The 14417-nt window shown below is 39.1% G+C and carries 13 protein-coding genes; 5 read left to right on the top strand and 8 right to left on the bottom strand.

The window, feature by feature from the left end; genetic code table 11:
* Positions 1-15: 15 nt before the first annotated feature.
* Both LV92_RS08410 and fumC read left to right on the top strand, forming a co-directional pair.
* On the top strand, positions 16-420 hold the full coding sequence (locus LV92_RS08410; RefSeq protein ID WP_111623208.1) for a thiol-disulfide oxidoreductase DCC family protein: 405 nt from the start codon (positions 16-18) through the stop codon (positions 418-420).
* Positions 421-511: 91 nt separating this feature from the next.
* Complete coding sequence (gene fumC / locus LV92_RS08405) at positions 512-1909, top strand: class II fumarate hydratase (protein WP_111623207.1); 1398 nt, start codon at positions 512-514, stop codon at positions 1907-1909.
* Between the two features lie 72 nt (positions 1910-1981).
* Here the strand turns inward: fumC and LV92_RS08400 are convergent, their stop codons facing one another.
* Positions 1982-2869 carry a hypothetical protein gene (locus tag LV92_RS08400; protein ID WP_111623206.1) on the bottom strand — a complete coding sequence of 296 codons (888 nt, stop codon included), beginning with the start codon at positions 2867-2869 and terminating at the stop codon, positions 1982-1984.
* Between the two features lie 173 nt (positions 2870-3042).
* Between LV92_RS08400 and LV92_RS08395 the strand changes: the two genes are divergently transcribed.
* Together LV92_RS08395 and LV92_RS08390 are read left to right on the top strand one after the other, a co-directional pair.
* Positions 3043-3507, top strand: a complete 465-nt coding sequence (locus tag LV92_RS08395; RefSeq protein ID WP_111623205.1) for a GNAT family N-acetyltransferase — start codon at positions 3043-3045, stop codon at positions 3505-3507.
* Between the two features lie 12 nt (positions 3508-3519).
* Entirely contained in the window at positions 3520-4320 is an 801-nt protein-coding gene (locus tag LV92_RS08390; RefSeq protein ID WP_111623204.1) for an MBL fold metallo-hydrolase, read from the top strand.
* A 98-nt stretch (positions 4321-4418) separates the two neighbouring features.
* On the opposite strand, the gene ettA is transcribed toward LV92_RS08390, so the two are convergent.
* From ettA to LV92_RS08375, 3 genes are all read right to left on the bottom strand, one after another.
* Positions 4419-6110, bottom strand: coding sequence for an energy-dependent translational throttle protein EttA (gene ettA, locus LV92_RS08385; protein ID WP_111623203.1), 1692 nt, complete (start codon positions 6108-6110; stop codon positions 4419-4421).
* Positions 6111-6247: 137 nt separating this feature from the next.
* On the bottom strand, positions 6248-6430 hold the full coding sequence (locus LV92_RS08380; RefSeq protein ID WP_031443882.1) for a CAL67264 family membrane protein: 183 nt from the start codon (positions 6428-6430) through the stop codon (positions 6248-6250).
* A 227-nt stretch (positions 6431-6657) separates the two neighbouring features.
* The gene (locus LV92_RS08375; RefSeq protein ID WP_111623202.1) at positions 6658-7641 is read right to left on the bottom strand and encodes a Gfo/Idh/MocA family protein; all 984 of its coding nucleotides are present in this window, start codon (positions 7639-7641) and stop codon (positions 6658-6660) included.
* Positions 7642-7714: 73 nt separating this feature from the next.
* On the opposite strand from LV92_RS08375, the gene LV92_RS08370 reads away from it, so the two are divergent.
* Positions 7715-9343, top strand: a complete 1629-nt coding sequence (locus LV92_RS08370) for an acyl-CoA carboxylase subunit beta (protein WP_111623201.1) — start codon at positions 7715-7717, stop codon at positions 9341-9343.
* Positions 9344-9500: 157 nt separating this feature from the next.
* Here the strand turns inward: LV92_RS08370 and LV92_RS08365 are convergent, their stop codons facing one another.
* From LV92_RS08365 to LV92_RS08350, 4 genes are all read right to left on the bottom strand, one after another.
* A complete protein-coding gene (locus LV92_RS08365; RefSeq protein ID WP_111623200.1) occupies positions 9501-11246 on the bottom strand; it encodes a carboxypeptidase-like regulatory domain-containing protein in 1746 nt (581 codons plus the stop codon).
* Between the two features lie 79 nt (positions 11247-11325).
* Complete coding sequence (locus tag LV92_RS08360; protein WP_111623199.1) at positions 11326-12396, bottom strand: AMP-binding protein; 1071 nt, start codon at positions 12394-12396, stop codon at positions 11326-11328.
* Entirely contained in the window at positions 12380-13339 is a 960-nt protein-coding gene (locus LV92_RS08355) for a CPBP family intramembrane glutamic endopeptidase (protein WP_111623198.1), read from the bottom strand. The genes LV92_RS08360 and LV92_RS08355 overlap by 17 nt, the downstream gene beginning before the upstream one ends.
* Positions 13330-14382 (bottom strand): o-succinylbenzoate synthase, encoded by a 1053-nt coding sequence (locus tag LV92_RS08350; protein WP_111623197.1) that lies wholly within the window; start codon positions 14380-14382, stop codon positions 13330-13332. The genes LV92_RS08355 and LV92_RS08350 overlap by 10 nt, the downstream gene beginning before the upstream one ends.
* Positions 14383-14417: the final 35 nt, after the last annotated feature.

Genomic DNA, 14417 nt, shown 5'->3' with positions numbered 1-14417 from the left:
TGGGCCACTACGGAAATGATTGAAAACAATAAAATAATTCTCTTTGACGGGGTTTGTAACCTTTGCAACAGCTCGGTGCAATACGTTATTAAACGCGATAAGAACAATGCATATAGGTTCGCAGCTCTGCAGAGCGAAATTGGAAAAAAATTGGTTGAGGAGCGCGGGATAGATACCTCCCAGATCGATTCCATTATTCTTATAGAGCCAGGTGTGGCCTATTATACCAAATCTACCGCAGCCCTTAAAATTGCCCAGTCTTTTGGAGGCGCTTGGCAGTTGGCAAGTGTATTCGAATGGATACCCGAAAAATTAAGAAATTGGGTGTACGACTATATTGCCAAAAACAGGTATAAATGGTATGGTAAAAAGGACGCCTGTATGATTCCTACACCTGAACTAAAATCAAAATTTTTATAAGAGGAAAAGTACTCTCTTAACCCCTGTGGAAATTTTATTACTTAACGAGATAAATGTAAATTTGTAATTATCAATAAACTCAATTTAAATTATGGAATACCGTATAGAAAAGGATACTATGGGCGAGGTTAAAGTGCCGTCCAACAGATATTGGGGAGCTCAAACCGAACGCTCGAGAAATAATTTTAAAATTGGTCCAGCGGCATCAATGCCCTTGGATGTAGTTTATGGATTTGCCTATTTAAAAAAAGCGGCGGCCTACGCCAATTGTGAATTGGGTGTACTTTCCGAAGAAAAAAGAGATCGTATTGCCCAAGTATGCGATGAAATATTGGATGGTAAACACGATGACCAGTTTCCTTTAGTGATATGGCAAACCGGCTCAGGAACCCAAAGCAACATGAACGTTAATGAGGTTATCGCCAATAGGGCCCATGAATTGGCCGGAAAAAAAATTGGAGAAGGAGAAAAAACTATCCAACCCAATGATGATGTAAACAAATCCCAGTCTTCCAACGACACTTTTCCTACCGGGATGCACATTGCAGCATATAAAAAGATTGTTGAAGTTACCATACCAGGAATTACACAACTAAGGAATACATTAAATAAAAAATCCAAGGAATTTGCCAAGGTGGTAAAAATAGGGCGAACACATTTAATGGATGCCACTCCCCTAACCTTGGGACAGGAAATTTCCGGTTACGTCTCCCAATTGGATCATGGACTAAAAGCCTTGGACAACACCTTGGATCATTTGAGTGAATTGGCGCTTGGTGGTACTGCCGTAGGAACCGGTTTAAATGCTCCCAAAGGTTATGATGTATTGGTTTCGCAATATATCGCCAGATTTACCGGACTGCCCTTTAAAACTGCTGACAACAAGTTTGAAGCCCTGGCATCCCACGACGCCATTGTAGAAACCCATGGTGCCTTAAAGCAATTGGCGGTAAGTCTAAATAAAATAGCCAACGATATAAGAATGATGGCTTCAGGACCAAGATCCGGTATAGGTGAAATTATTATTCCTGCGAACGAACCAGGTAGTTCCATTATGCCCGGAAAAGTGAATCCAACACAATGTGAGGCACTGACCATGGTTTGTGCTCAGGTGATGGGGAACGATGTTGCCATTACCGTAGGAGGAACGCAAGGCCATTACGAACTAAATGTTTTTAAACCCATGATGGCAGCAAACATATTGCAATCTGCCCAATTAATAGGGGATGCCTGTGTTAGTTTCGACGAGAATTGTGCTGTAGGTATAGAACCTAATCACGATGTTATTAAGCAACTTTTAAACAATTCCTTAATGTTGGTTACGGCCCTGAACACTAAAATAGGATATTATAAGGCTGCAGAAATTGCCAATACTGCCCACAAAAATGGTACTACTTTAAAGGAAGAGGCCATTAATTTGGGATATGTAACCGCTGAAGAATATGATGAGTGGGTAAAACCGGAAGATATGGTTGGTACCTTGGATTAATTCTTGAAGTCAATAAATAAAAAAAGGCCAATCCCGAAAGATTGGCCTTTTTAGTTAAATGGATAGTGTTCCTTATTTTAATTGAAACTTGGAAGTTCCCAATAATTTTAGATTGTTATCATAAACATTTACCATATAATTCCCTTTTTGGAATTCACTTGCTGGCTTGTTAATGAAATCACATACGTCCAAAGAGCGGTTCTCATAGTAGAATTCAGTTCCTTTGCTATAAGTTACAGAAGCTCCGGAATCACTTGTTTTAGAGAAACTTTCTCCCAATACATTTCCTTGTGGATCCAAAACCTCAATAAAGAATTGTCTATCACCAGCTTGTGCAATTACGTTGTCTGCAACTGTGAAACAAACTTTTAATTTGTCGGTAGCCTTAGCTCTAGAAGTAGATACCAATTTGCCGCTTGTTCTTTCCTTAACTGCATCTACAGAGAATTTGGATAGATTTAATGCTGACCCTTTAGAAACTACATCTGCCAACTGAGTGTTCTGTACTACTAATGAATCGTTGAAAACAGTCTGTTTTTCCAATTCAACATAAGTACTGTCCCTTTGCATTGCCAAGAAAGTATTGGATCTGGTTAAAGAATCAACTTTTCTTATCAATTGCTCTCTTTCTTTGGTCAAGATACCTACTTGCTTTCTGTAGCGATATAGACTTGCAATATCAGATTTCATGGTCTTAACAGAATCGATGTATTTTGCAATGTTATCCCTGGCAGAAACTAATTCTTCATTGGTAGCGTTGCTTTCCAAGATAGCTTTGTCGTACTCTGATTTCAAACTGGTCAAATCTTCAACAACCAATTCTTTTTCTTTTGTAAGTAATGCAGTGTTCTTTTGTTTATCCTGATATAAACTTACTGTGTAAATGATTACCCCAAGTAAAATTACACCTAGTAAACCTGCAATAACCTTCAATCCATTATTACTTTTTGTTTCAGTCATAATTGTAATTATTAATTATTTAATTTTTTTTTAACCTTAAATTTATTTGTTTGTAACACTCTATATACGATCAGGTTTTGATTTTAGATTTTTTTGGATTAAAAAAATTAACATTTCTACTAAAGAATACAAAATGCTTACCTTAACTTTATGGGTATATTGATTTAATTCAGATGGATTTGAGCATTTTTCCCTTTGATTCCAAATATGCCAAGAGGTTTAAGGAACTTAATGTAGCTTGGTTGGAGAAGTATTTTTATGTGGAACCAAAGGACAGCTTTATTTTGGAAAACTGTGAAGCCAACATAATAAATAAAGGTGGATATATTTATTTTGCCCAATACAATGACGAAATAGTAGGATGTTTTGCATTTTTAAAAGTGGGTGATAGGGAGTATGAATTAGGTAAAATGGCAGTAGATCCAAATTATCAAGGATTGAAAATTGGCCAGGCACTTTTGGCTTTTGCCATTGGATACGCCACACAAAATAAATGGAATAAAATAATACTGTATTCTAACACCAAATTGGAAAATGCCCTGTATATCTATAGAAAGTATGGTTTTAAGGAAATTGAAATCGAAAAGAATCTCCCTTATGCCAGGAGTGACATTAAAATGGAATTATTAATAATTTAAAATACAGTAATTATGCGCCATTCAAAATACCTTATTACAGCTGCTTTATTAACTGGTCTATTGACTGTGGGATGTAAGGAGAAATCCAAGTCCAGCCAAGAAAAAGCAGAGGCTGTTGAACTCAAAACTGAAGATGTTATTTCTATTATTGAAATTTCGCCAATAGAACACGCTACTGCGGTTTTGGATTGGGATGGTACCATCATTTATATAGATCCCGTTGGAGGAAAGGATGCTTTTGCAGATGCAAAGGAACCGGACTTGATTTTGATTACCGACATCCATGGCGATCATTTCAGTTTGGAAACCTTACAGGGCTTGAATACCCAAAAAGCCAAGATAATTGTTCCACAGGCAGTAGCCGATAAGATTCCTTCAGAATTTACGCCACAACTGGATATTTTAAATAATGGGGAAGCTAAAGAACGTTATGGTATCAACATTGAAGCGATACCTATGTACAACCTACGTGAAGAAGCTAAGGATTTTCACACTAAAGGAAGAGGCAATGGGTATGTGCTCAGTAAAAATAATGAACGCATATATTTTTCCGGAGATACCGAGGATATTCCTGAAATGCGGGCCTTACAGAATATAGATAAGGCCTTTGTCTGTATGAACCTTCCCTACACCATGACCGTGGAAAGTGCTGCGGATGCCGTGTTGGAATTTAAACCTAAGCAGGTTTATCCCTATCATTACAGAGGAAAGCCCGATGTTGGGGATGTGGCCAAATTTAAAGCATTGGTAAACGCTAAGAATCCTATAATTGAAGTAGTACAGTTGGATTGGTATCCCAAGGAAGATTATTAGGTTTTTTACAAATAATAGGGGTCTCATTTAATTAAAAAAAATACGCTGTTGCCACAAAAAATCATGACAACAGCGTATTGTTATATAAATCAGTTGAACTAGCGTACCAACTTTTTATACTTTAGTCGCTTAGGTATTAAATCGCCTCCTAAACGTTTCTTCTTATTTTCTTCGTATTCAGAAAAGGATCCTTCAAAGAAATACACTTGGGAGTCACCTTCAAAAGATAGGATATGGGTACAGACCCTGTCAAGGAACCACCTGTCGTGGGAAATGACCACGGCACATCCTGCAAAATTCTCCAAACCTTCCTCCAAGGCCCTTAGGGTGTTAACATCCAAATCGTTCGTTGGCTCATCCAAGAGAAGAACGTTGCCTTCTTCTTTAAGGGTCATAGCCAAATGCAGACGGTTACGCTCCCCACCGGAAAGCATATCTACCTTTTTGTTCTGCTCACTTCCGGAAAAATTAAATCGACTTAAATAAGCTCTGGAATTCACCTGTCTACCACCCATCATTATCAATTCCTGCTCATCGCTAAAATTCTGCCAAATGGTTTTATTGGGGTCTATGTTGGAATGACTTTGGTCCACATAGGCAATTTTTGCCGTTTCCCCAACTACAAACTCCCCTTTATCAGGTTGTTCCTCCCCCATAATCATACGGAAAATAGTTGTTTTACCAGCCCCGTTAGGACCAATAATACCTACAATGCCCGCTTGTGGTAATTTGAAATTCAAGTCCTCATAAAGCAATTTATCCCCATAGGCCTTACTCACCCCGATGGCTTCTATTACATTGGTCCCCAATCGAGGTCCGTTAGGGATATAGATCTCCAATTTTTCATCCAATTGTTTTTGGTCCTGGCTCATCAATTTGTCATAGTTCTGTAAACGGGCCTTTTGTTTGGTCTGCCTACCTTTGGCCCCTTGCCTTACCCAATCCAGCTCCCTTTCCAATATTTTCTGTCTTTTGGAGGCTGTTTTGCTTTCTTGGGCCATGCGCTTGGATTTTTGGTCCAACCAACTAGAGTAGTTTCCTTTCCAAGGAATGCCTTCTCCCCTATCCAATTCCAAAATCCATCCGGCTACATTATCCAAGAAATACCTATCGTGGGTAACAGCTATAACAGTGCCTTTATACTCTGCCAAATGATGCTCCAACCAATGAACCGATTCGGCATCCAAATGGTTTGTAGGCTCATCCAAAAGTAGAATATCCGGTTCCTGCAACAACAATCTGCACAGGGCTACTCGCCTTTTTTCACCTCCGGAAAGTATTCCGATTTTCTTGTCGGAATCCGGGGTACGCAAGGCGTCCATGGCAACTTCCAATTTGTTGTCCAGCTCCCAAGCATTGGTAGCATCTATCCTATCCTGAAGTTCGGCCTGTTTATCCATGAGTTTTTGCATTTTATCTGCATCCTCATATACTTCGGGAAGTCCGAACATATCGTTGATCTTATTGTATTCATCCAGGATTGCCACAGTATCTGCCACGCCTTCCTTGACTACCTCCAAAACGGTCTTGTTCTCGTCCAATTGCGGCTCCTGTTCCAAATAACCTACCTTATAACCAGGCGAAAAAACTACATCTCCCTGAAAGTTCTTATCAACTCCGGCAATAATCTTGAGCAGGGTAGATTTACCTGAACCATTAAGACCCAAAATTCCGATCTTAGCTCCGTAAAAGAAACTTAAATAAATATTCTTTAATACCGGGGTGTTGGCAGTTTTGTACGTTTTAGTAACCCCAGACATCGAGAAAATGACTTTCTTATCGTCCGACATATTATATATGTATTATTAATTGTGATTATTTTAATTATAAATAGAAGGCCAGTTACTTGCAGTCTTTAGCTGTTAGTTTTCCAATATGATGCCAAGTTGGAACTCAATTTTCAAAATACTAAATCCGCAATGGCTGTTTATACCCTACCCTTTAGTGCATTAAATACCCATGCAATTGCAAAGAAACCTATTCCAACCGAGGCAAATCCCCATCCGGCTACATCATCGTATCTAAAAGCACCCAACGCAATAAGCGAAAGACCTACAATTATCATTATAAAGGTTGCCCATGCAAGCACTGTATTCTTATTCATTCCCATTTTTTAACTGGTTTGGTTTGTAGAGCCTCAAATATCGTAAATTTTACAAGAATTTATCATCTTACAAAAAAACTTTATTCGTGAAACACGTATTTCAGGAGCCGCAGGCTCATTGAAATACGAAAGTCGAACGAATCCCGCCTGTTTAGCGGGGTATCTAGTTTAATACCACTACCCTTGGATTGTTTTCTAATAGGGGTTCAGGGCTTCCCTTGGGGTTTAACCATTTATTCCTCAAATGGAAATACAATCCCATTTTGTTTTCTCACGGTGTCCATTAAGCTTATTAAATCCAAACTATTCTGATGGCTCCAGAGACGGCTTTCCAACTTTCCTTGATCCAGACAGTCGTGAACCTCCTTTATTTCGTAAAAATATCCCCTACCTGTAGTTGGTATGCTGAACTCTTCCTTTTCTCCATTTCTCTCTACGGTATATCCCTGGGCTTCATGCCATCTAGCAGGTATATAGATAGTTCCCTTTTCTCCTGATATTTCCGCCTTCATTTCGGATCGACTTGTAAACCCTGAATATAAAATGGCCTGGGCCTTGGGGTATTTAAAGATCAATGAAGTTTGTACCTCGACACCATTGTCATGAAAGTTGGAGGTAGATAAAATCTGGTCTGGTTTACCTAATAGCAAATAGCTAAGGAATATAGGGTAAATTCCAATGTCCAACAAAGAACCTCCGGCTAGTTTAGGATTTAGCACCCTTCCTTCAAAGTCCCTATTCAGGGCGTAAAAGGCAAAATCCGCACGTACAAATGCCAATGGACCAATTTCCCCGGTCTCTACGAATTGTTTTACCTTCTTAATGGACGGATTAAACCTGCTCCATAAGGCTTCCATTAAGAAAACCTTGTTTTGTTGGGCCGATGCGATCATTTTTTCGACCTCAGCCCTATTTATGCCCATTGGCTTTTCACATAGCACATGTTTGCCATGTTCCATGGCCATAATTGATAGCTCGCAATGAGAAGTGTGGGGAGTAGCAATATAGACAACATCAACTTCCTTGCACTCAAAAAGTTCCTTATAGCTCCCAAACGCCTTCGAAATTTTATATTCCTCTGCAAACCCCTTGGCCTTTTCCAAATTTCTAGAGGCTGCCGCATATATTTGAGCCCCGTCTACCAGGGCAAGGTCCTTAACAAAATTACCGGCAATATTGCCCAATCCGATAATTCCCCATCTTACTTTTTCGCTCATTTAGAATATGATTTAGTTAAAGTTAATAAATATAACTCCTTATCTTTATTGCGCAAAAGAAAGGCATCTCAACATGGATATCAACTTCAACAAAAACGAAGACCACAATAAATTACTACTATCAGCATTAAAACATAAACTGGCCAAGGTAAAACTCGGAGGTGGAAAAAGTCGTTTGGAAAAACAGCATGCCCAAGGTAAATTAAGTGCCAGGGAGCGCATTGATTATCTTTTGGATTCAGGAAAGGAAGCGATAGAAATCGGGGCCTTCGTGGGTGATGGTATGTACGAGACCCATGGTGGATGTCCTTCAGGAGGGGTTGTAGTAAAAATAGGCTATGTAAAGGGCAAACAATGCATTGTTGTTGCCAATGATGCCACGGTAAAAGCAGGAGCATGGTTTCCTATCACAGCAAAAAAGAACTTAAGGGCACAAGAAATTTCTATTGAAAATCGCTTGCCCATTATTTATTTGGTCGATAGCGCCGGGGTATACCTTCCCATGCAGGACGAAATATTTCCGGACAAGGAACACTTTGGTAGAATTTTCAGAAACAATGCTGTAATGAGCAGTATGGGAATTACCCAAATTTCAGCTGTTATGGGCAGCTGCGTTGCAGGCGGGGCCTATCTTCCCATTATGAGCGATGAGGCCTTGATAGTGGATAAAACTGGGAGTATTTTTTTGGCCGGAAGTTATTTGGTAAAAGCCGCGATTGGGGAAGTAATCGACAATGAAACCTTGGGAGGTGCCACCACCCATTGTGAAATTAGTGGAGTAACGGATTACAAGGCAAAGGACGATAAAGACGCCTTGGATACCATTAAGAACATCATGGGTAAAATAGGCGACTATGATAAGGCTGGATACAACAGAAGCCCAGCAGCAAAACCCAAGGAAAAAGAAGATGATATCTATGGTTTAATTCCAAAATCAAGGGCCGAACAATACGATATGTTAGAAATTATAAATCGCCTGGTAGATAATTCCGATTTTGAACAATACAAGGAAGGTTATGGAAAAACTATACTTACTGGATATGCCCGCATAGATGGATGGGCAGTGGGTATCGTTGCCAACCAACGCAAAGTGGTAAAGAACAAAAATGGGGAAATGCAGTTTGGAGGGGTCATCTATTCCGATTCTGCTGATAAGGCCACACGTTTTATTGCTAACTGCAACCAGAAAAAAATTCCATTGGTTTTTTTACAGGACGTCACCGGATTTATGGTTGGGAGCAAAAGTGAACATGGAGGTATAATTAAGGACGGTGCAAAAATGGTTAATGCAGTGAGTAATTCCGTAGTGCCTAAATTCACTGTTATTGTTGGTAATAGTTACGGAGCGGGCAATTATGCCATGTGCGGAAAGGCGTACGATCCAAGATTAATTGTGGCCTGGCCCAGTGCCGAATTGGCGGTAATGAGTGGTAATTCGGCAGCCAAAGTGTTACTTCAGATAGAAACAGCTTCCTTAAAGAAGAAAGGCGAGAAAATAACAGAGGCGCAGGAAAACGAACTTTTTAATAAAATAAAAGAGCGATATGACAACCAAATATCGCCCTATTATGCCGCCTCTCGTTTATGGACGGATGCGGTAATAGATCCTTTGGACACTCGCAAATGGATTTCGATGGGGATCGAGGCAGCCAACCATGCCCCTATTGAAAAGCCTTTTAACATGGGGGTGGTACAGGTTTAAAAATTTGAAAATTTGGAAATGAAGCAAGGTACTAATGAAGCAATTCATTAATGTACCAATGTTTTTATTTGAAAATTTGGATATGGGATAATTTGGTAATGTATCATTGTGTAGATGTAATACTCGTTGCATTTGTAGCCCTGCCAAGGAGCGAAGTTTATTCAATAAATAATTTTGAATCCGTATTGATTCTACACAAATAAGAATCTTCCTTAATCCCGGCGAGTTTAAAAACACTAATAGACTGCCTTTGCTCCACGGTGCCGTAATCAAAAAATGTGGTTACTTTCAGGTAGGTTGGGTCTTGTGAACCATTTCCGAAGTAAGAAATATTAACCACCCATTCACCTTTTAGGTCGTCGTCCAAAAAGAATTGTTTACTGGAGTAGCCTTTTGAAATTGCGGCGGACAATTCGGATTCCTTAGTTGCAACAGTATATTCCCAACTGTCATAATACTTTTCAGGATCTACAAATTGCAATTCAAATTCGGCTGCACTATTATTCCATTCAAATAATACCCTGCTCTCTGGATTTGCAGTAATTTCTTGAAAGGACCCACTTTCCAAAAAAAACTTCCCTGCGTTGAGTTTAATAATATTCATCCGTTCCGTAGTCATAAGCTCGTCCGTACCATATTTGTCAAATGGAACAGAGTCTAGATCGTTAACGGCAAGCTCATAACGGGAATAAATATGTATAGCCTTTTGGTAATTCCCTATTTCATCATAGGCATTTGCCAAATCCCTGTGAGATTGGGCATCCCTTGGTTTCAATTTCAGAATCGCCAAGTATTGCTGTAAGGCACTTTCCAGTGAACCCAGTTTTTCATACCTATAGGCCAATGCCTTTAGAGCAGTGGCCTCATGGGCGAATTGGTGAGCCATGTTATCCAGAAGTGTTTGAGATTTTTTGTTGTCTCCCCAGGTGTCCTTAAAATATTGGGAAAGGTCAAGTAAATAATAGGGAGAGTTGCTAAACCTTGTTTTTTGATTTTCAAATATTTGATCAGCCTTTTCTTTCGTATCGGCCAAAGAATATTCTTTAATATACTCAGGAATTTCTGGAACATACGCCTGCTTTATGGCTAACTGATCATTAATACTATCCCTTAATCCTGAATTGTTGTAGATTCTTTTTACCCCTAAGTCATCTAAACGGGTCTGCTCCTTGGTATTAATAATAATGACGCCTCCAGCCCCTCTAGGACCATATCTGGCAAATGCGCCATTTCTGGTAAGTACCGCAACACGTTCAATTTCTTGAACTGCAATAAATGTAGGGGCTTTTTCATGCACAAATCCATCCACATCAAAAAGGACAGTGCCTTTTGTACTTCCATATTGTGGCAAATAAACACGTGGATCCAAGGGGTTAGTTACCCTGTCAATTAGAATATTAGGAACCCATGCAAGTAGCGCATCTAGAAAATCAATCCCCGAAGACATTAAATTTTTACCATCAATGACCCTCATCGAATATGATGTCCGATCCTTGTCCATAATTCCCCATGAGGACTTGATTAGGTTGGTATTGGTGGGATAATCAGCCAGAAGTTCTTTTTGACTTTTACGTTTTCGTTTTTTTACAATTACTTCATTCAATTCTTCTACATGTTCCGATAGCTGTATGTCCATTATATTGTGCATGTCATCAACAGCTACTTCAATGGTTTGCATTCCCAAATAGGTAAAAGCCAATATATTTCCAGGAAACACTTCTATACTATATTTTCCTTTGGCATCCGTTTTTGTTCCTACGGTAGTACCTTTAATGTGCACATTGGCATTGGGTAAAGCCCGGCCCATATAAGTGACCTTGCCACTGATGGTAATCTTAGTTTCCTGTGAGGTCCCTAAAATGAAAACAAAGAGAAATGTTATACTGACAAAAATCCGGGCCATTAGGTACACTTTAGAATTTGAAAGTAATATTCAATTCTTGAATTTAGGGAATTAATTTAAGATAAACCCCTGAACCTCTCTATTTTATAATTCCTAAAGTTTCGTTTCTATTTACCTTTCCACTAACTGTCTCCACGAAATGGTCTACACTAAATATTGCTTTGGGAATTTTAAATTTGGAAATTGAGCTAAGGGATTTGATATCATGGAATAATTGATTCACATCTACCTTACCTTCTACTACCAATATCAACTTTTGGCCTAAATATGCATCAGGGATGCCCGCTACAAAAAATCTGGATTTGATCAAAGATGACAATTTATTTTCCAATAGTTCCGGAATTATTTTTACTCCTCCGGAATTAATAACATTATCATACCTGCCCAACCACTGGAACTCTGAGGTAGAAATAAGATTTACCACATCATTCGTTGTTATAATACCGTCCGAAACTTTAGGTGCTTCGATCACTAGACAATCCCTTTCATCATTCGTAAAAACAACCTCTGGGAGTGCTTTGAAATTGTTGTTGACAGCACCTTTGGTAAGCTCCTTCACGGCAATATGCGTAATGGTCTCGGTCATTCCATAGGTTTCAAAAATACGCGTTTCTACCTTGTTCAGATCTGATTTTAATTCAGGGGAAATGGGTGCTCCCCCAATTATTAAGGTGCATATTTGGTATAAATTTGATAAGGAGCCCTGCACCTGCATAGGAACCATGGCAACAAAGTCGTAATGTTTGGAAGTGAATTGTAAAGGATTGGAAGTAGGTTCCACCGTGTCTATTTCCCATCCAAGTACCACGGCTCTGACCAACATCATTCTACCGGCTATATGGTTTGCAGACAAACATTGAAGGGCTTTTGTTCCAGGTCCCATTTTAAAGAATGCACCTGTGGCCAATGCGGAATTGATCATATGTTCCTTTTTCAAGGTAATTGTTTTGGGGACACCTGTGGATCCGGACGTATGGACTTTAAGGGAATCTGAATCATCCAGCCAATCCATCAGAAAATTGCCAATGGACTTTTCATACTCCTGCCCTTCCTTTACAAGGCTATAAGCAAGTTCCTTTAAATCTCCAAAATCGTAATGGATTTCGTTGAATTTGAATTTAGGGTGGATATTTTTATAGCTTGGACTCACTTTCTTCTTTTATTTGTACTGTTTCTAAGTTTTGAACATCACCCGTAAGTCGGTCCTTCCAATTTGTCCAGCCGTATTTTTTGGAAAATAGGTACAGGAGAATGGGATAAATTACCAAAACCGGGACAAAAACATCCCAGCCCAATTCTGGTTCCGATATATCCCTATAAAGGGATTCGGTCTGAAAGGCGGTCCAGTCGGCTGTCACCATAAGGGCGGTCAATAAATTATTGGCTGCATGAAAACCAATGGCCAATTCCAAGCCTTCATCCATTAATGTCAATATCCCAAGAAAAAATCCGGTGCCGATATAATAGACCATTATTCCATATCCCAATTTTTCAACCTCAGGATTAAAAAGGTGCAACAACCCAAAAATCATAGAGGTTATTACTAAAGGAACCCATCTTTTGCCCGACATTAAGCCAATTCCCTGCATCAGATATCCCCGCATAAAATATTCTTCGAAACTGGTTTGCAGCGGGATTAAGAATACCGAAATAAGGCACAATATTACAAAGGGCATTAAATTAAAATTGAAAACATAATCCTCTGGGGTTAGGTATATATCCAAACCTGTAATTAAAATGGTTATAAAACCCCAAAGTCCAAAAGCAAAGAAAACTCTTTGCCAATCTATTTTCTTTCTGCTGGTGGTCAGTGATACAATACTTTGTCTATGGACAAATTTAACGGTAAGAAATGTTGCCAAAAGACCAAAAACAAAAGAAATAAGCATTAAGAAAAGAAATAAATTGCTTCCGACCATTTTGGACATTCCAGCAACATCTGAAGGAAAAGTTTCCCCACCAAGCGACTTAACAATTATAACCCCAAGAAGTGGAATGGAACCCAAAAGTTGCCAGCCAATAAATATGATCAAAATCCCTACAAGGTATCGCCACGATTCATGATTCCCTTTATATCCCTGTTCTATATACATATATTCTCAATTAAATTATTATCCCAATTCCCGGTTTTTTCATAGGATATTGTACCATTTTTCACTCTTAGCGGACATTCAAAATTATTGGTGTATAATCCACCGGTACCCAATCCCTGGGGCAAAGGGTTATCCAAGGTATAGGTCCATTGGGCTATGGCATTGAGGCCAATATTGCTTTCCAGCGCACTGGTAACCCACCATTTTATATTTAATTTCTCCGCAATTTTGATCCATTCCATACTTCCTCTAAACCCTCCAACCAAACTGGGTTTCAGGATTATATATTGTGGCCCTATAGTTTGTAGAAGTTTCTCCTTTTCCGTTACATCCGTAATCCCTATTAATTCTTCATCCAAGGCTATAGGAATAGGAGAATTTGAACATAATTCCTTCATTTCATAGGCGTTCCCTGCCTTGATAGGTTGTTCTAAGGAGTGTAGGTCAAACGCGGAAAGGCGTTCCAGTTTATGCATGGCCTCGGAAGGAAGGAATGCGCCATTGGCATCGACCCTTAGTTCAATTTCTTTTTCACTGTATTTGTTTCGAATGGATTTTAAAAGTGCTATTTCCTTCTCAAAATCGATGGCTCCAATTTTTAATTTAATGCATTTGAAACCTTCCACCAGCTTTTGCTGGATCTGTTGGTGCATATAATGTTCATCTCCCATCCAGATCAATCCATTGATAGCTATGGGGCTATTGTTTTGCGTGAAATCTGAAGGAAAAGGTAAAAAAGGATCCTCGGAGTTAAGGGATAAATGGGCTTGTTCCACTCCGAATTGAATACTGGGATAATGTATCAAAGCTTCCCATAATTGGTCTTTACCCAAACCGATATTATCACAGGTCCATTTTAGCTTTTCCCCATAATCAGGCACATCATCAACACTTAATCCCCTTAAAATACCGCATTCTCCAATTCCAAATTTTTTATCCTGTTCTAAAATAATAAAGAAGGTTTCTTTGTGGGTCATTATTCCCCTGGAAGTACCGCTGGGACGTTTAAATTCTAAAATGTATTTTTTGTAGGTCGCTTTCATGAAATATAAAATCAAATTTAACTATCTTTTTTTCC

This window comes from Arenibacter echinorum (genome assembly GCF_003259375.1).
Lineage (GTDB): Bacteria > Bacteroidota > Bacteroidia > Flavobacteriales > Flavobacteriaceae > Arenibacter > Arenibacter echinorum.
The sequence above is the reverse complement of the archived record's forward strand: the minus strand, read 5'-3'. Positions and strand labels throughout refer to the sequence as shown.

Bases quoted from the DNA above. Each gene is read 5' to 3' on its own strand.
- LV92_RS08410 (WP_111623208.1), top strand. From the start codon at position 16: ATGATTGAAAACAATAAAATAATTCTCTTTGACGGGGTTTGTAACCTT.
- LV92_RS08380 (WP_031443882.1), bottom strand. From the start codon at position 6,430: ATGGGAATGAATAAGAATACAGTGCTTGCATGGGCAACCTTTATAATG.
- LV92_RS08350 (WP_111623197.1), bottom strand. From the start codon at position 14,382: ATGAAAGCGACCTACAAAAAATACATTTTAGAATTTAAACGTCCCAGC.
- LV92_RS08400 (WP_111623206.1), bottom strand. From the start codon at position 2,869: ATGACTGAAACAAAAAGTAATAATGGATTGAAGGTTATTGCAGGTTTA.
- LV92_RS08375 (WP_111623202.1), bottom strand. From the start codon at position 7,641: ATGAGCGAAAAAGTAAGATGGGGAATTATCGGATTGGGCAATATTGCC.
- ettA (WP_111623203.1), bottom strand. From the start codon at position 6,110: ATGTCGGACGATAAGAAAGTCATTTTCTCGATGTCTGGGGTTACTAAA.
- fumC (WP_111623207.1), top strand. From the start codon at position 512: ATGGAATACCGTATAGAAAAGGATACTATGGGCGAGGTTAAAGTGCCG.
- LV92_RS08355 (WP_111623198.1), bottom strand. From the start codon at position 13,339: ATGTATATAGAACAGGGATATAAAGGGAATCATGAATCGTGGCGATAC.
- LV92_RS08395 (WP_111623205.1), top strand. From the start codon at position 3,043: ATGGATTTGAGCATTTTTCCCTTTGATTCCAAATATGCCAAGAGGTTT.
- LV92_RS08390 (WP_111623204.1), top strand. From the start codon at position 3,520: ATGCGCCATTCAAAATACCTTATTACAGCTGCTTTATTAACTGGTCTA.
- LV92_RS08365 (WP_111623200.1), bottom strand. From the start codon at position 11,246: ATGGCCCGGATTTTTGTCAGTATAACATTTCTCTTTGTTTTCATTTTA.
- LV92_RS08370 (WP_111623201.1), top strand. From the start codon at position 7,715: ATGGATATCAACTTCAACAAAAACGAAGACCACAATAAATTACTACTA.